Here is a 15,369-nt window from a genome sequence, read left to right as displayed (position 1 = left end):
GACGATAAATGCTTTTTTTAGTCACGGGACAGGCGGATATTAGGGGTTTTGATATGTAATGTAGTAAATTGGCTTTCTTCTTAACGAGCGTTTTTTTTCCTGAAATATGGAAATAGAACGCTCGTTTTATGTATCTAATGATTGACCATTGTTAAATACAGGATTAAAATTACATTTATTATAATTGAATGAATCATAAGGGAATTTGGATAATTGGGGGTGGAAGAATTGAAACTTGCACCTACGATACGCACATATATTGAGAACCACATGAAGGAGCATAAATATAAACTACAACAGTTCTCTGAAGTCACTGGCGTCAATGTTGGCACGCTAAGTGCCATAATCAAAGGGAACAGGTCCATATCCATGAACCAATTAGATCAGATTACGTCTGGAATGGGGCTTGAACAAGGATACTTTTACGAAATGTACAGCGTGGAATGTTTTGTGGAAGCTGCACCTCATTGGAGACGGCTAGAGCCGTTCCTGTATAATTGTGCTGAGTTGAACAAGTTAAATTGTATAAAGAAAGTGGTTATACAGGTTACTGATGATCGATCGTACATTGACGAATTGTTTAAGGTAGCTGAGGATTTCTACAGGAAAGAGTTTGAACAAGCGGCACTTATTCTATATGAATGTGTTGCGGAATGTGAGAAATACCAGCACTCTGAGCGGTTGGCATTATGCCAGTACCGTATTTTCCTAATTAACAAGACGTTAAACAAATTCAATAATTTGAATGCGGCGATTCGATTAGAACCTTATGTAGAGAAACTAAATGAAGAAATACAACTGGATGCTATAAAAGAATTAGCCAATGTATATAATGCTCTGAATATATGGGGAAAAGTATATTCTTTGTCAGAAGAACTGGAAAGGAAAAGTGATTTCCAATTAAAGGACGAATCACTTAGGAGAAATAAGGGTCAAAGAGCTACTTTTTATCCTATATTTACTTATAAAGCTTATGCCAATTTGTTAAAAGCAAGTGTTTTTGAGGCCCGAAAGGAGTACGAACTAGCATTAAAGTACACAGAGGTTTATGAAAAAGTAATTGATATTCCTAATCCAACAAAGGAAGAAATAGAAATAATAGAAAGATTCCGAATATGGGCTCAAGGGAATCGATTATCAATTAACCTGATGTCTGGGAATCACGAAGTTATTCATTCATACCTTCAATACCTTGAGGATAATCCTAAAGAAATCCTAACTGCCTTCATAAATATTGTTCAGGTGGCCAACGAACATTCACTTAATATTGATTTTGCATTGGAGAAATTTGAAGCTCAGATCCAACAGTTCCATATTGATTTCCATCTAAAGGGTGAGGATAATCCTCAAATTGGTATTCACAGATTTCTTTTGTTTAACTATGAATTTGCCAAGTATAGACTTAGCCAACGAAACTTTCAGTCTGGAATAGATACTTTACTCTATACTCTGAGGCTTTCATCTTCAAGCCAAGATGATTATTTGACTATAAAGTGTATAGATTTGTATGGGGAGTATAGAGATCATGCCGATTTGGAGCAACAGAAAGTATATTTTCAATTAATAGAGGAAATAAGTTTTCAGAAATTACGAGTATAATTTTGAAATACAAGTTCATATGAAAGTATGTGAATGATGTTGGGAGTGAGAAGAATGAAACTTGCACCTACGATACGCTCGCATATAGAGGATTATATCAAGGAGAAAGGGTACAAACTTCAACAATTTTCTAATACCTGTGGAGTTAATGTTGGCACATTAAGTGCTATTATAAAAGGGAGCAGGCCTCTTGCCATGAATCAACTGGATCAGATTACTTCTGCGATGGGATTGGAGAAGGGGCACTTCTATGAAATGTACAGTGTGGAGTGTTTTGTGGAAGCTGCACCTCATTGGAGGCGTTTGGAGCCGTTCCTGTATCGCTGTGCTGAACTTAACAAGCTAGGCTGTATTAAAAAGGTGATTATATCAGTAACGGATGATCGCTCTTATATTGAAGAATTGTTTGAAGTTGCTGAGGACCTTTACAACAAAGGGATGAAACAAGCGGCGTTCATTTTATATGAATGTGTTGCGGAATGTGAGAAATACCAGCACTCTGAGCGGCTTGCTCTTTGTCAATATCGAATTTTTTTGCTCAGTTGTGGCAGTGATCAGAAGATCGCTATGCAGGCAGCCACTCGATTTGAGCTTTTTGTGGATCGTTTAGAGGAGGAATATCAGCTGGATGCACTTAAAGATCTGGCTAACCTGTACTCTGCTCTGCATAATTTTGATAGATAATATCCAATAACAATAAACCTAGAGAGATTAGCAAAAATTATGATGAGTCACATTAAGCAGGATACTACTCATACCAAAAGAAAGACCGTATATCCACTTTTCGTATACCAAGGTTATTCATTGCTTCTGAGGGCTTCTTGTTGCTCCAAAATAGGGAAGTATGAGGAAGCTTTGGAGTGCACACGTACTTATTATGAATTAACTTTAATCGAACCAAATGAGGAAGATATCTTATTTATAGAGAAATTTAGAAAATGGGGAGAAATAAACATCTATTTATATAGATTGATGATGGGACAAAATGAAGTTCTTGAGGACTACATTGAACATGTAGAAAATGAATATGAAGGAGAGGATGAAGAGATTTTAGTTGCCATATTTAATATCGTTCAGACAGCAAACCGATTTAAATATGATGTTAACTTTATATTGGAGAGGTTTAAAGACAAGATCAATCTTTCTCATATAGGTTCGAGACATGAGGGAGAGTACTCTGAGCAAAATTGGAACACACGTCTGGTCAATTTTTTTTATGAATTGGCAGTTTATTATTTAAGTAGGAGTAGTTACGAGTCAGGTATGAAAGCGTTAATTAGTAGTATGGAACTTTCGATTAATATCAGTAACGACCCTTACCTAATAAAATGTGTAAATCTGTATGGGGAATATAGAAGATTTGCTAATGAAGAAATAAACGTTAAATATCAACAGATATTACAGTCGAACAATATTGCATAAATTATAAAATAATTATTTAAAAGCCAACTGTTTTTGCAGTAGGCTATTTTTTGTTCAATAATCAGGTCTGAAAATGGAAATAAAATCTTTTCTAAACAATCATTTTTACAAAATTCTGCAAAATATCATATGTTTTTGTAAGTACAAAGGGTTTTAACGAAAAAATTGGAGGATTCAAGATGTATTCTAAATTGTTTTAAAAAGGGGTGCATGCTGTGAGAGAGCCGAGAATCCTGAGAGACCAAATAGAGCAAAGTAGACAAGAGCTGCGCCGTTTGGTGGAGAGACATGGCATGCATGATGATAGGGTTTTACAGCAGTCCAGGATTTTGGATGAATTGATAAATGAGTTTAACCGATATACTTCAGCAATTAATATGAAGAAAGAACAGCATTAAAGACGCAATTCCAATAAACATTATTTAGAAATTTTATCCTTAATAATTGCAGCTCTTATAGAACTGCGAAACCATAAACTAAATATGGTTTCGCTGCCTCTTTCAATTAACTCCTGATGCAATGGCGTATTATGAGATCCGCTGCTCATTATGAGAAGAAAGGTTATAGTTAGGCGCGCTAAGAGTATATCTGAAGTTTACATTATTAAACAGTCTCCATTGTTCTTTTAGCTATGATTTTCTTAATAGTGTTTAGAATAAGGAATAATACAATACACATTCCTAACTTTATGCCGATATCAGTGAGACGTTGAATATTACCGGCAACAAAAACGTTGTACCCATTTGTTACCTGTGAAATAAATCCATTAGATAAGAACAGGTAATACATTCCAATAACTAACATGTGAGAGATTGTATACATTACAGAAAATAAGAAAGGCATAACCGAGATGTAAATATTTTTGCTCAGAATAAATATTGCAATGGTTTGCAGTGTTATTATAAAACCTCCAATAAGCATGAAACTGCTACGCCCCGAAAAGTCATATGCGCCACTAAAAAAAAGATTTTCAAAAAGATTAAATGATTCTATCCCGCCTAGCATATTTTTAAAGAGTCCTAAGTATGCCTGTAAATAGCCTAATCCAAATAAAAAGGGAACTGATACCAGGCACAATCTATCTATATTTCTACGAGTAAGCAGTAAAGCACCACATATTGCACAAATTGTAATAAATAATACGGGAAAAAGTTCAATCACTCTATTGTGAATACCATAATGGTTTGCAATTATTCCTAAAATTAAAGAGCTTACAAACAAAAATCCACTGATGCAGATTAACCCCAAAATCACACTGCTTGATAAGCCGAAAGTTTCTTTAGTCAACTTTTCCCTTATACTTATTGGATTGCCAAAGGACTCTAAGGCTTTTTTGGTTGCTTGATCAGAGGAACAGCCTTCATTAATATAACGTTCTTTTGATGAATTTAAATGTGCAGCCATTTCTTCTGTCAAATCCGTTCGTTCTTTTTTGGATAAAAAGGAATTTCTAAATACTTGATTTAAATAAGATTGAATATCCACTAGTTGTACCTCCCAAAAAAATATTTATAATATGTGTGTTTTTTATCCAAGAAGATTTAATGGCTTTAAGTTTATTCTGTCCCTCTTCTATGATTCGGTAGTACCTTCGTCTTGGGCCACCATTTTGTTCCCCCCAATATCCTTCAATATACTTATTAGCCTCTAGCCTTTTTAAAGCAGGATACAGAGTCCCTTCTTTAAGTTGGAACTCTCCATAGGTTATTTCATTTATATACTGGGATATCTCATAACCATATGCATCTCTTTGGCTCAAGATGGATAGTATGATACCATCGATGTATCCTTTAATCATTTCATTCTTCAATTTATACACCACCTACTATGTAATTCTATGTAGTAAAATTAACAGGAAATTGAAAATAAATCAAGACCATAAGATAAGTATTTGAAATTTGATCTAAATCTGGTGGGATCAATATTTTAGTATTTAACTTTAGCTTTTTTTGATAACAAGTGACCCACAACCTTTACGCGAATGTAAGGGTTATGGGTCACATTAATTCCGGCGGTGTCTAAATTAACTTTTACTAGTTGGTATAAACATTCCCTGCGCCATCAACAGGGACTGGAGCCCAATTAACTATACGAATGTGATAATCGCTACCGGCGGGTACACCTGTTAAAGAAATAGAGAATCTATCGCCAGCAGCAGATGAATAGTTGCCGTATACGGGCTCGGATTTTCCAAGAGTCTTCCATCCAAGGAATGAATCTTGAGCCACTTGATAAGTTACATCGGCATGGTATTGTGTCCCTGCATATTGCCAACCTATTAGATTAACGGCATTACCTAATGTAGAAAAGGAATTAATAGTGTAGTGAGCTCTACCATAGTTAAACCCTGTGAAGGAATAGTAATCTACCATAGCTTGGGTAGTGAATTCCGGAGCATTTAGTGCAGCAATAGTAGCAGGATCATCATCACCAAGAATCAATTTCCATTCTTCATCTATTTCTTTAACGTAGATCTCATTTTTGGAATCAATCCCTGAAACATTACCTTCAAAAGTAACTACAACATTTGCCTCATCCTTTAAGCTCGCATCAACAATTTTCATTGATTCAAAGTCACTTACTGAGTTATAGTGCTCATACTTTGCAATTTGTTTTTCTTTACTCGGGTATCTTAAATCTACTACTAACTCTGTAGCTTCTGCGAATTTTTCCTCTGACATAGCATCGAAAAACTCTTGTACAACCAGTTTTGCAGCTCCCTGTGGGTCCTCTGTTGCATGAATGGTTGATGTATTAGAGAAGAAAGCGGCTCCCCCGATAATTGATAAAGATAATAAAGGTACTAAAAATTTAGCTTTCATTGATCAACGTCTCCCCTCGATATTTAATAGAATCGCTTAATTTTTCATAACAATCTCGATTTATGGTATCTCAATTTAAATGATATTTATTTTCGATCTTTTCGCGCTCACCTCTCTTTTGGGAATAATGGGTAAATAACACCTCCTTTTCTATATTTTAAATTTTTTTGCATAATATTTTAATTCTAATTATTAGGAAAAAAATGTTTAGCTTTAATTTATTTTGAAAATCTCTCTAGAAAGATTAAAGATAAAATTGAAATAAACTCTGATTTGAAAAAGACGTTAATCCTTTGAAAAGTTATGTAAGAAAACATTTTATTTTGCAAGAGAATAAAATATGAATTTTTTGGCAATGTATCCTAAAATGTTTTAAAAAGAGGGGGTGCATGCTGTGAGAGAACCGAAGCAGATTAGAGACCAAATCGAACAAAACAGGCATGAGTTAAGTCGTTTGGCGGAATATCATGGCATGCAAGACTACAAAGTCCTTCAACAATCGATGGTATTGGACGAGTTAATTAATGAATATAATCGCTTCAAATATAAAAAACACTTTATGAAAAGACAGCCGATTGCATAATGCAGTCGGTTTTTTTATGTAATAGAAGAGTAGTCGACTGTAGCGATACAGTCGGCTTTTTTGCGTTTCCCCGAAACCTGCGCTTCAATCTTGAAATTCCGTACCAATCCCATGGTTGGCAGGATAGCCAACGATCATTAAAACTGAATATGATGACCCCAGTTATATTCAGATTGATCTGTGAAGGGGGCTCATACAATGATCGGGAGAGGGAGGGATGAACGGAATGATGGACAAGGTACTAGGTTATTTCGGAAGAAATATAAATCTGCGCACCAAGCTGCTTCTGTTGTTCCTGGCGTTGACCTTGCTGCCGCTAAGCTTGCAGGGAGTGGTGAATTACCTGCATTTCTCGCAGACGATTGATCGCAAGACGGAGCAGTTCACCATTGATATTGTTCGCCAGATTAATACTAATCTGAATCGGCTGCTCAAGGACTTCGAACGTTTGTCGCTCTTGCCGCTCTATGATCAGATGGTGCTTGGCATTCTGGGCAAATACAATGCTCCGATGGGATCGGGTACATGGGCGCGGTCCGATGATTATCTGAAAATGAAGCTCTACACGTCCGGTCAAGCGTATGACCGACCGGAAATCCGTGGCATGCATCTGATCAGCAACAGCGGCATTTTGTTCTCCAATCTGGATTCGCTGGCAGTGAATCCGGTATGGGACAGCAGGCAGGATGACTGGTTTGCAGAGCTTAACGGCTCGGAAGGGGAATGGCGTCTGCTTCCTCCACACGAACCAAGCTATTACACGGGCAGTCGTGAAGAGCCGTATATATCGGTTGCCCGTGAGATTCGTGATCCGGGTACACTCCAGCGACTGGGTTACATTCTGATCGACATCCGGCTGGAAGCCTTCGGCCAACTCTTATCCAATCTGAATTTTGAGCAAAATGCGAGCCTGATGATTGTCGACAGCAAGCAGCGTCTCCTGTTCGAACGCACCTCAGCCGGAGGTCTGTCCGCATACGACCAACTGTTAAAACATGGCCAGCTTCAAGGATACGCAGGCAACCAGAAGGTTGTCCTTGAGGGGAAGCCCTATCTCTACGTACAGCACCATTCCAGCTATTCAGGACTTTCGGTGATCAGCCTTACACCTATTGCCGTTATTCAGAAGGAGTCGGGCGAGATGCTCACGTTTACGTTTGGATTCGCTGTGTTGTGTATGGCGGCCGTAGCAGTTCTCGCTGTTCTCTTATCCTACCGTATAACGAGGCCGCTAATTCGATTGAAACACAATATGATTCGGGTCGAGCAGGGAGACTTTAGCCAGCGCGTAGTGCACTTTAGCAATGATGAGTTCGGACAGATTAGCCGGGGTTTTAACCGAATGATGGAAGAGATCAATCGACTATTCAACGAGGTATTTCTGTTGGGCATTCAAGAGCGAGAGGCGGAGTTGTCAGCATTACAGAGCCAGATTAATCCCCATTTTATATACAACACATTGGAGTCCATCAACATGATGGCGGTCCGCCAGAAGCACGCTGAGGTGTCTGATATGGTGACGGCACTTGGCAAGCTGCTGCGTTATACGATTGATAAGGTGGACCGGAGGGTTCCGCTTCAGGAAGAACTGGCTTTTGTACAATCCTATGTACGCATTCAACAGGTACGTTATGACGGCAAGCTGGAGGTAATCTATGACATCGATGAAGCCATTACAGAGTGTCTGATTCCTAAGCTGGTATTGCAACCGCTGGTGGAGAACGCTGTCTACCATGGCATTGAAGGGCAGGCGGATGGCGGGGTGATCTGGGTATCTGCATTGAAATTCGATGATGAGCTGCTGATTATTGTGCGTGACAATGGCAAAGGCATGGCTCAGGCGGAGATTGATGAATTAAATGAATCCATTGCTCGGCAGCCTTCCAATGAGGCATTGCGTTGTCATGCCGGGGACAGGCTGGGACTTAACAATATCTCTCAAAGGCTCCGCCTCATGTATGGAGAAGGCAGCGGCCTGAGCGTCGATGGCAGTCCCGGGCAGGGCCTGGCGGTGACGATATCCATTCAACTTCAACCGAAAGGGGAATGAAGCGCATGTATAAAGTATTGCTTGTGGAGGATGAGACGGTCATCCGTCAGGGACTGAGAGAGCTGATTGTACAGGCGGCTCCTCAGTTCGAGGTAACAGGTGAAGCTTCGAGCGGAGCCGAGGCACTGGATTTTCTGAGATGTGAAGTACCGGATGTGTTGATCACGGATATTCGCATGCGTGAAATGGACGGGCTGACACTCGTATCCAAAGCAAGAGATATGTACCCTGAACTGCTGATGATCATCATTAGCGGGTACGGAGAGTTTGAATATGCACGCAGGGCGATGGAATACGGGGTATTGAACTATCTGCTGAAGCCGATTGAACGACATGAACTGGCATTATGCATCCAAAAAATTCAATTGCTGCTGGATCGCAGGTATGGCATTTCAACCCTTCCAGTCACTGAGCCATCTGGGAAAGCAGAGCACTCCGGCGGAGATACGCGGAAGATTATCCGAGATGTGAAGGAGCACATCAAGCAGCATCCCGATGGGGATCTGCGACTTCAGACCATAGCAGCTCTGGTTCATCTGAACCCCACCTATCTAAGCCAACTGTTCAAGAACGCAACAGGAACCAATTACTCCGAATACATCGCTGAGGCTCGTATGGAACGGGCCAAGTGGCTGCTGGTTAACACAGGGCTCAAAATCTATGATGTTGCAAGGTTATCCGGGCATCAGAGTCCTAAGCACTTCATGCTGGTATTCAAGCAGCAGGTGGGATCGACAGCAGGGGAATATCGTGACCGATTCAGTAGTTCTTGAAAAACCATACCATTTCTGTAATTGACGTGATTTATGAGCGGCCGATACCTTCGTTATACTTTGGTTGCACATGTATACCACTAAGTCCATAAGGGGGATTTTCATGAAAAAAGCAGGACTGATATTGATACTCTTACTCATGATGATTGCTTCAATCGGGTGCACAAGCTCCAATTCCGGAAGTGATCCTGGGCAAACAGCCGGGGAGAATGGAGAGGTTGAGCTGAAATTCATGATGTGGGGCAATCAGGCACATATGGATGTATACAACAAGCTGATCGATGGCTTCACGCAGGAAAATCCAGGCATCAAGGTGACGATGGAATCCGTACCTTTCGCGGAATACCAGCAAAAAATATCGGTGCTTGCCGCTGGCGGCTCTCTCCCAGATATCGCATGGGTATCGGAGCGGATGGTGCCACAATTCAAATCCAATCACATCCTGGCCGATGTATCCGAGTTCAAGGATGATGCACAGTTCAAGCTGGATGATTATATACCAAGTACATTGGATTTGTTCCGTGATGGCGATCAGCTGCTGGGGCTGCCTTTTTCCACACCTCCGGTGGTCATGTTCTACAATAAAACGCTGTTCGACAAAGCCGGCCTGACCGACCCGAATACACTTGCCAGCCAAGGACAGTGGACATGGGAACAGTTCGAGAAGTCCGCCAAGGCGATCACGAGCAAGGAGGCAACCAACCGGATATATGGAGCTAACTTTTTTCGCGACTGGAAGACCTGGGCAGTGCTCTCCTCGTATTCATGGTCCAATGGCAGTGGCCCGTTTGACGAAGGCATGACGAAGTTCACCTGGAACGATGCTTATGGCGTACAGACCTTTGAACTGCTGGAGCGCATGATGTTCACCGATGAATCGCATCCGAAAGCAGGCGAGCAGGTCAGCTTCGATGCTGGCAATGTGGGCATGTTCTTCGATAACTACAGCTATGTCTCCAAAGCAAGAGAGATTACCGATTTTGAGTGGAGTATCGCTCCCATGCCTTCCGGCTCACAGGGAAGCGTACCGATGCTGGGGCAGGCTGGATATGCCATGTTCAACGACAGCAAACATCCGGAGGAAACCAAGAAGCTGTTGAAGTATTTTGCCAGCGAGCAGGGCATTCAGGAGACGGCCACCTATTTTGTGCCTCCGCGTACCTCTGTGCTGAACTCCGATGCGTTCATTAATCAGCCCAATAATCCGAGCAAGGAGCATATTGTGCAGGCGGTGATTAGTGAAATGCCAAAAGCGCGCTTGATTCCAGGTCATATCCGTTGGCAGGATATCGACAATGCGGTGTTGCAGGGATTTGACCGACTGTTCGCCCGTTCAGCGACACCCGAGGATAATCTGAAGCAAATGCAGGAAGAGGTCCAAAGCGTGCTGCAACAATAAATATTCTTATAGAAACAGGAGGTGAGCATGATGGGCAAATTCAAGGAATTGCTTGATCGGAAATCCCTGTCACTTGTGGTCAGTTTACCCGAGAACGATCTATCTTTGGCCCGGGCAGCAATTGAAGAGGGCGCTGATGCACTGAAGGTGCATTATAATGTCGGTCATCGCGCCAGCGGGAATCATTTTGGTCCACTGGACAACTATGCCGAAGTTTTTCAGGCGATCCGTAGCGAGTTTGGCGGCCCGCTTGGGGTCGTACCATCCGGTAGTATAGATGGAGCACGGAGGGAGGATGTGGAGCGCCTCTCCGGGCTGGGTTTTGACTTTTATTCCATCTATGCACATCACTTGCCATCCTTCATGCTGGATGACCTGGGGTTGGACCCTACGTTTGCGATCAACGACGAATATGAACCTTCAATCGTAACGTCAGCGGCTCATTACGGCTTCACCGCCCTGGAGGCATCCATTGTGCCTGGGAATGAATATGGTACACCGCTAAGCTTTGCGGACGTGCTCAAGTATCGCCGTCTGGTCTTGCAGGCGCAAATTCCGGTATTGGTTCCTTCTCAGCGTAAGCTGGTGCCGGAGGATGTTCGGGTGCTGCACGATACCGGAGTCAAGGCGATCATGCTTGGAGCGGTCGTAACGGGCAGAGCGGAGGAGCAGCTGCGAAGGGCTGTTAACGCCTTCCGTAATGCGGTGGACAATCTGAACCGTCCAGACTAGAGGGAAGAAATTTGATAAAGGGGAGGGCCTGACTGTGACCCGTTCACGCAAGCGTACAGGAAGAGGTCCGCTCGCCAGAGAGGCCCAGATCGCGGGATGGCTGTTTGTATCGCCCATGGTGCTCGGGTTTACCCTGCTGCTGCTGTTTCCCATGGGTCTCGCGCTATACATGAGCCTGACCGACTGGCCGCTGCTGGGGGATCATCATTTTATTGGACTGGAGAATTACCGGAATGTGATGACAGACGCCATGTTCTGGAAGGTGCTTGCCAATACAGTCTATTTCACTGCGGGGCTTGTGCCGCTTAACATTGTGCTCGCTCTACTGCTCGCGTTGCTGCTATCCAGAAGTTTGCGCGGTATCGGGATTTTTCGAACAGCCATCTTCGTTCCGGTCATGACCTCGCTGATTGTATGGTCCATCGTGTGGAAGCTGATGTATGCGACAGAGTCGGGACTGATCAATCAGCTTCTGTTAATGATAGGCATCAAGGGTCCGGCCTGGCTCTACAATCAGGATCTGGCGATGCCTGCGGTTATTGTGACGAGTGTACTGAAAAATGTGGGGCTGAATATGGTGCTGTTCATTGCAGCCATTCAGCAGGTGCCGCGTTCACTTTACGAAGCGGCAACACTGGACGGCGCGGGCAGAAGGGGAACCTTCTTTCACGTCACGTTACCCATGATTACGCCAACGGTGTTTCTAACCATGGTCATGACCGTGATTGGCTCGCTCAAGGTGTTTGGACAGATCTACGTCATGACACAGGGAGGGCCGAGCAACAGCACGAAGGTATTGGTCTATTACATCTGGGAAAAAGCATTCAAATTATTTCAGTTCGGCTACGCCTCTTCGCTTGCCTATGTGCTGTTTTTTATCGTGCTAATTCTGACGCTGCTGCAATGGCAGCTTCGAAAGAGGTGGGTGTTCAATGAAGGCGATGCCTAATCCTTCGGTTCGTAAGACATGGAGTGCCCTTGGGACGTATTTGTTGCTGACACTGATCTCGCTGATCATGATTGTTCCATTTATCTGGATGATATCGACGTCATTCAAGGAACCTCAGAGCATATTTACCTATCCACCACAGTGGATACCGGATACCTTCCGATTTCAGAACTACATCGATGTCTTTCGATTGATTCCGTTTCATCGATTTTATTTTAACAGTGTATATATTGCTGCTGTGGTTGTGCTGGGTACGGTGTTCTTTGCATCTCTCGCTGGGTACGCATTTGCCAAAATTCCGTTCAAAGGACGTAATGTGGTATTTCTCATCCTGCTGAGTGCGATGATGATTCCCCACGAGGTGACGGCAATCCCGATGTTTCTGTTCATGCGGCAGCTGGGGTGGATTGATACACATCTTCCGCTGATTTTACTGCCGATCTTTGGGGCGGGCGGTGTGTTTGGCATCTTTGTGATGCGGCAGTTCTTCATTACGGTACCCACCGAGCTGGAGGAAGCGGCGATGATTGACGGCTGCAACCGCTTCCGGATCTATGCTCGTATTATGCTCCCGATTGCCAAGCCCGGTATGGCTACGCTGACGATCTTTACTTTTGTGACAATCTGGAATGAGTTTTTCGATCCGTTGATTTTCATTAACTCGCGAGAACTGATGACGCTGCCGCTTGGGTTATCCCTGTTCACGGATGAAGTGGGTACAGCCTGGCAATATCTGATGAGTGCCACCGTCATGGCGACCCTGCCACTGTTGATTGTCTTTTTTCTGGCACAACGGCGCTTCATTGAGGGGGTTGCCATGACAGGACTGAAAGAGTAGTCCATGTAATAGAACGGAAGGAGTGATAAACTTGAGTGAACGGACGAGTATGAGTATGAAAAAGGAAGAAGCGGATGTGGTTATTGTGGGAGGAGGTCCGGCGGGAATAGCAGCAGCCATTGCTGCTGGACGACAAGGTGTTCGAACAGTGCTGGTGGAGCGGTACGGGTTCGTTGGTGGAATGTCGACTGCCGCTATGGTGTACCCCTGGATGACCTTCCATACGGAGAGTGGTGAGCAGGTGATTCGAGGCATCGCCCAGGAAATCGTTGACCGACTGCAGGCGCGCGGCGGCTCTCCGGGGCATCTTCGGGATACGGTTGGATTTGTGCATACTGTTACGCCTTACCATCCGGCGATCTATCAAGTGGTTGCGGCGGAGATGCTGCAGGAGGCGGGTGTCCGGTTGTTATTGCACAGCTTCGTGGATGAAGTGGTTATGGTGGATGATCGAGTAGAGGCGGTACGCCTGACGAACAAGTCTGGCCGAATGGAGCTCCAAGCGAACGTGTTTGTGGATGCCAGCGGTGATGCGGATGCGGCTTATCTTGCGGGCGCTTCTGTTGCGAAGGGGCGAGATGGCGATCAACAGTCACAGCCGATGACCATGAAATTCCGGATGCGTGGTGTGGACCTTGGACGAGTGAAACAATACATGCAGGAGCACCCGGAGGATTTCTATGCCAAAACCCCTTTCTCCGAACTGGACAGTATTCCGTTAACCGGGGTGAGCGGCTTCTATTCCCAATGGAAAAAAGCAGGTGTACCGATTAATCGTGATCAGGTATTGTTTTTTACCGGACCGGCTGAAGATGAAGTATTGATTAACTGCACCCGGGTGCAGGGGTTGGATGCTACAGATGCAGAGGATCTGACCTCTGCTGAACAGGAAGGCAGGAAACAGGTGCTGATGATCGCTGAGTTTCTGCAGCGTGACGTGCCTGGATTCGAGCGGGCTTCGATCTCAGCGGTAGCACCGCAGATCGGTATCCGTGAATCCAGGCGAATCATCGGACACTATGCATTGACCAAGGACGATGTGGTTGCAGGGAAAAAGTTTGACGATGTAATCGCCAGAAGTGGCTATCCGATTGATATTCATGATCCCTCCGGTCAAGGCGTCGTAGCGGCTTTTATAGAAGGAGACGGAGCATACGATATTCCGTACCGCTCTCTGATTTCTCGCAATATTCGCAATCTGCTGGCGGCAGGACGTTGCATCTCCACCACACATGAGGCCCACGCAACGACAAGGCTGACTCCAAGCTGCATGGCTACGGGGCAGGCGGCGGGAACAGCAGCAGCTTTAGCTGTTCAGATGAAGCTAGATCCGTTGGAGCTGCCGGTAGCGGTGCTGCAAAAGGAACTACGCCGTAACGGAGCAGCGATTTGAGGAATGATTCCTGTGCGAGCAGACTATCATGAAATCCAAAAAAGACTCCAAAACCACTATTGAAGTGGAGCTGGAGTCTTATTTGGTTTGTAATGGGGGTTGCAATGGAAGCAACAATCATCCGATCATCAAGTCATTCGTGCTTCAAGCCGCCGTGCCACAATGGACAACGTGTAGTTGATGACGAAGTACAATACGGCTGCGAGCAGCAGGGCAGGGATGACGTAATCGAAGCTTTGACCCCCGAGGATCTGCACATTGTGCATCAGTTCCGGCAGGGAGATGATGATCGCCAGTGAAGTATCCTTCAGCAAGGAAATGAACTGGCTTACCATCGGTGGCGACATGCGCCGCAAAGCTTGAGGCATGATGATGCCGCCAAGTGTCTGCATATAGCTTAGGCCGGAGGAACGGGCGGCTTCCACCTGACCGCGCTCGATCGATTTGAGTCCACTGCGGACAATCTCTGCGATCATGGCGCCTTCGAACAGACTTAGTCCAACAACCGTAGACCAGAAGACGGACATTTTGATCCCGAGCTGGGGAAGTACGATATGAATGAAGAAAATGATCAGCAGCAGCGGCAGATTGCGGATCGTATCCACGATGACGGCCACAATCTGTGACAGGACCGGAATTCGGGTGTATCGAACGGTACCAAGCACCGTACCGAGTACAAAGCTGAATACAATCGATAACCCTGCCACTTGCAGGGTGATCAGGAATCCGTGCAGCAGGAAACGAAGGTTGGGCCAGGCGTAGGCCCCGCTAAAGTCCATAGATCATCGGCCTCCTTCTGTGAGTAGGAC

16 protein-coding genes are annotated in these 15,369 nt (G+C 44.3%); 12 read left to right on the top strand and 4 right to left on the bottom strand.

Annotated elements, in window-relative coordinates; translation table 11 throughout:
• The first annotated feature begins 219 nt into the window (after positions 1-219).
• The 4 genes from BLS14_RS23075 (at position 220) to BLS14_RS23060 (ending at position 3,419) form a co-directional block, all read left to right on the top strand.
• Entirely contained in the window at positions 220-1,599 is a 1,380-nt protein-coding gene (locus BLS14_RS23075; protein ID WP_176854711.1) for a helix-turn-helix domain-containing protein, read from the top strand.
• 54 nt (positions 1,600-1,653) lie between these two features.
• On the top strand, positions 1,654-2,283 hold the full coding sequence (locus BLS14_RS23070; RefSeq protein WP_090954139.1) for a helix-turn-helix transcriptional regulator: 630 nt from the start codon (positions 1,654-1,656) through the stop codon (positions 2,281-2,283).
• 171 nt (positions 2,284-2,454) lie between these two features.
• Positions 2,455-3,021 carry a hypothetical protein gene (locus BLS14_RS23065; RefSeq protein ID WP_143021577.1) on the top strand — a complete coding sequence of 189 codons (567 nt, stop codon included), beginning with the start codon at positions 2,455-2,457 and terminating at the stop codon, positions 3,019-3,021.
• Positions 3,022-3,227: 206 nt separating this feature from the next.
• Positions 3,228-3,419 (top strand): aspartyl-phosphate phosphatase Spo0E family protein, encoded by a 192-nt coding sequence (locus BLS14_RS23060; protein WP_090954135.1) that lies wholly within the window; start codon positions 3,228-3,230, stop codon positions 3,417-3,419.
• Positions 3,420-3,624: 205 nt separating this feature from the next.
• Here the strand turns inward: BLS14_RS23060 and BLS14_RS23055 are convergent, their stop codons facing one another.
• From BLS14_RS23055 to BLS14_RS23045, 3 genes are all read right to left on the bottom strand, one after another.
• On the bottom strand, positions 3,625-4,506 hold the full coding sequence (locus tag BLS14_RS23055; protein WP_090954133.1) for a permease prefix domain 1-containing protein: 882 nt from the start codon (positions 4,504-4,506) through the stop codon (positions 3,625-3,627).
• Entirely contained in the window at positions 4,472-4,831 is a 360-nt protein-coding gene (locus BLS14_RS23050) for a PadR family transcriptional regulator (RefSeq protein WP_090954132.1), read from the bottom strand. The genes BLS14_RS23055 and BLS14_RS23050 overlap by 35 nt, the downstream gene beginning before the upstream one ends.
• Before the next feature lie 223 nt (positions 4,832-5,054).
• Positions 5,055-5,843 (bottom strand): nuclear transport factor 2 family protein, encoded by a 789-nt coding sequence (locus BLS14_RS23045; RefSeq protein WP_090954130.1) that lies wholly within the window; start codon positions 5,841-5,843, stop codon positions 5,055-5,057.
• 394 nt (positions 5,844-6,237) lie between these two features.
• Here BLS14_RS23045 and BLS14_RS23040 point away from each other — a divergent pair, with 394 nt between their 5' ends.
• The 8 genes from BLS14_RS23040 (at position 6,238) to BLS14_RS23005 (ending at position 14,560) form a co-directional block, all read left to right on the top strand.
• Positions 6,238-6,426 carry an aspartyl-phosphate phosphatase Spo0E family protein gene (locus tag BLS14_RS23040; RefSeq protein ID WP_064642743.1) on the top strand — a complete coding sequence of 63 codons (189 nt, stop codon included), beginning with the start codon at positions 6,238-6,240 and terminating at the stop codon, positions 6,424-6,426.
• 217 nt (positions 6,427-6,643) lie between these two features.
• Positions 6,644-8,476 (top strand): cache domain-containing sensor histidine kinase, encoded by a 1,833-nt coding sequence (locus BLS14_RS23035; RefSeq protein WP_090954128.1) that lies wholly within the window; start codon positions 6,644-6,646, stop codon positions 8,474-8,476.
• A complete protein-coding gene (locus BLS14_RS23030) occupies positions 8,473-9,249 on the top strand; it encodes a response regulator transcription factor (protein ID WP_306291815.1) in 777 nt (258 codons plus the stop codon). The genes BLS14_RS23035 and BLS14_RS23030 overlap by 4 nt, the downstream gene beginning before the upstream one ends.
• A 103-nt stretch (positions 9,250-9,352) precedes the next feature.
• Positions 9,353-10,648, top strand: a complete 1,296-nt coding sequence (locus BLS14_RS23025) for an ABC transporter substrate-binding protein (RefSeq protein ID WP_090954126.1) — start codon at positions 9,353-9,355, stop codon at positions 10,646-10,648.
• A 30-nt stretch (positions 10,649-10,678) separates the two neighbouring features.
• A complete protein-coding gene (locus BLS14_RS23020) occupies positions 10,679-11,380 on the top strand; it encodes a beta/alpha barrel domain-containing protein (RefSeq protein WP_090954124.1) in 702 nt (233 codons plus the stop codon).
• A gap of 34 nt (positions 11,381-11,414) precedes the next feature.
• Complete coding sequence (locus tag BLS14_RS23015) at positions 11,415-12,329, top strand: carbohydrate ABC transporter permease (protein WP_090954123.1); 915 nt, start codon at positions 11,415-11,417, stop codon at positions 12,327-12,329.
• On the top strand, positions 12,313-13,167 hold the full coding sequence (locus BLS14_RS23010; protein WP_063566274.1) for a carbohydrate ABC transporter permease: 855 nt from the start codon (positions 12,313-12,315) through the stop codon (positions 13,165-13,167). Before BLS14_RS23015 ends, BLS14_RS23010 begins: the two co-directional genes overlap by 17 nt.
• A 55-nt stretch (positions 13,168-13,222) precedes the next feature.
• The gene (locus BLS14_RS23005) at positions 13,223-14,560 is read left to right on the top strand and encodes an FAD-dependent oxidoreductase (RefSeq protein ID WP_090954205.1); all 1,338 of its coding nucleotides are present in this window, start codon (positions 13,223-13,225) and stop codon (positions 14,558-14,560) included.
• Positions 14,561-14,688: 128 nt separating this feature from the next.
• Here the strand turns inward: BLS14_RS23005 and BLS14_RS23000 are convergent, their stop codons facing one another.
• Positions 14,689-15,339, bottom strand: coding sequence for an amino acid ABC transporter permease (locus tag BLS14_RS23000; protein WP_063566273.1), 651 nt, complete (start codon positions 15,337-15,339; stop codon positions 14,689-14,691).
• Between the last annotated feature and the right edge of the window lie 30 nt (positions 15,340-15,369).

It is taken from the genome of Paenibacillus sp. OK060 (genome assembly GCF_900101205.1).
Lineage (GTDB): Bacteria > Bacillota > Bacilli > Paenibacillales > Paenibacillaceae > Paenibacillus > Paenibacillus marchantiae.
The sequence above is the reverse complement of the archived record's forward strand: the minus strand, read 5'-3'. Positions and strand labels throughout refer to the sequence as shown.

What these genes read in the sequence shown, in the direction of transcription:
- BLS14_RS23070 (WP_090954139.1), top strand. Translation starts at nt 1,654, where the DNA reads ATGAAACTTGCACCTACGATACGCTCGCATATAGAGGATTATATCAAG.
- BLS14_RS23045 (WP_090954130.1), bottom strand. Translation starts at nt 5,843, where the DNA reads ATGAAAGCTAAATTTTTAGTACCTTTATTATCTTTATCAATTATCGGG.
- BLS14_RS23035 (WP_090954128.1), top strand. Translation starts at nt 6,644, where the DNA reads ATGAACGGAATGATGGACAAGGTACTAGGTTATTTCGGAAGAAATATA.
- BLS14_RS23030 (WP_306291815.1), top strand. Translation starts at nt 8,473, where the DNA reads ATGAAGCGCATGTATAAAGTATTGCTTGTGGAGGATGAGACGGTCATC.
- BLS14_RS23025 (WP_090954126.1), top strand. Translation starts at nt 9,353, where the DNA reads ATGAAAAAAGCAGGACTGATATTGATACTCTTACTCATGATGATTGCT.
- BLS14_RS23020 (WP_090954124.1), top strand. Translation starts at nt 10,679, where the DNA reads ATGGGCAAATTCAAGGAATTGCTTGATCGGAAATCCCTGTCACTTGTG.
- BLS14_RS23010 (WP_063566274.1), top strand. Translation starts at nt 12,313, where the DNA reads ATGAAGGCGATGCCTAATCCTTCGGTTCGTAAGACATGGAGTGCCCTT.
- BLS14_RS23005 (WP_090954205.1), top strand. Translation starts at nt 13,223, where the DNA reads ATGAAAAAGGAAGAAGCGGATGTGGTTATTGTGGGAGGAGGTCCGGCG.
- BLS14_RS23000 (WP_063566273.1), bottom strand. Translation starts at nt 15,339, where the DNA reads ATGGACTTTAGCGGGGCCTACGCCTGGCCCAACCTTCGTTTCCTGCTG.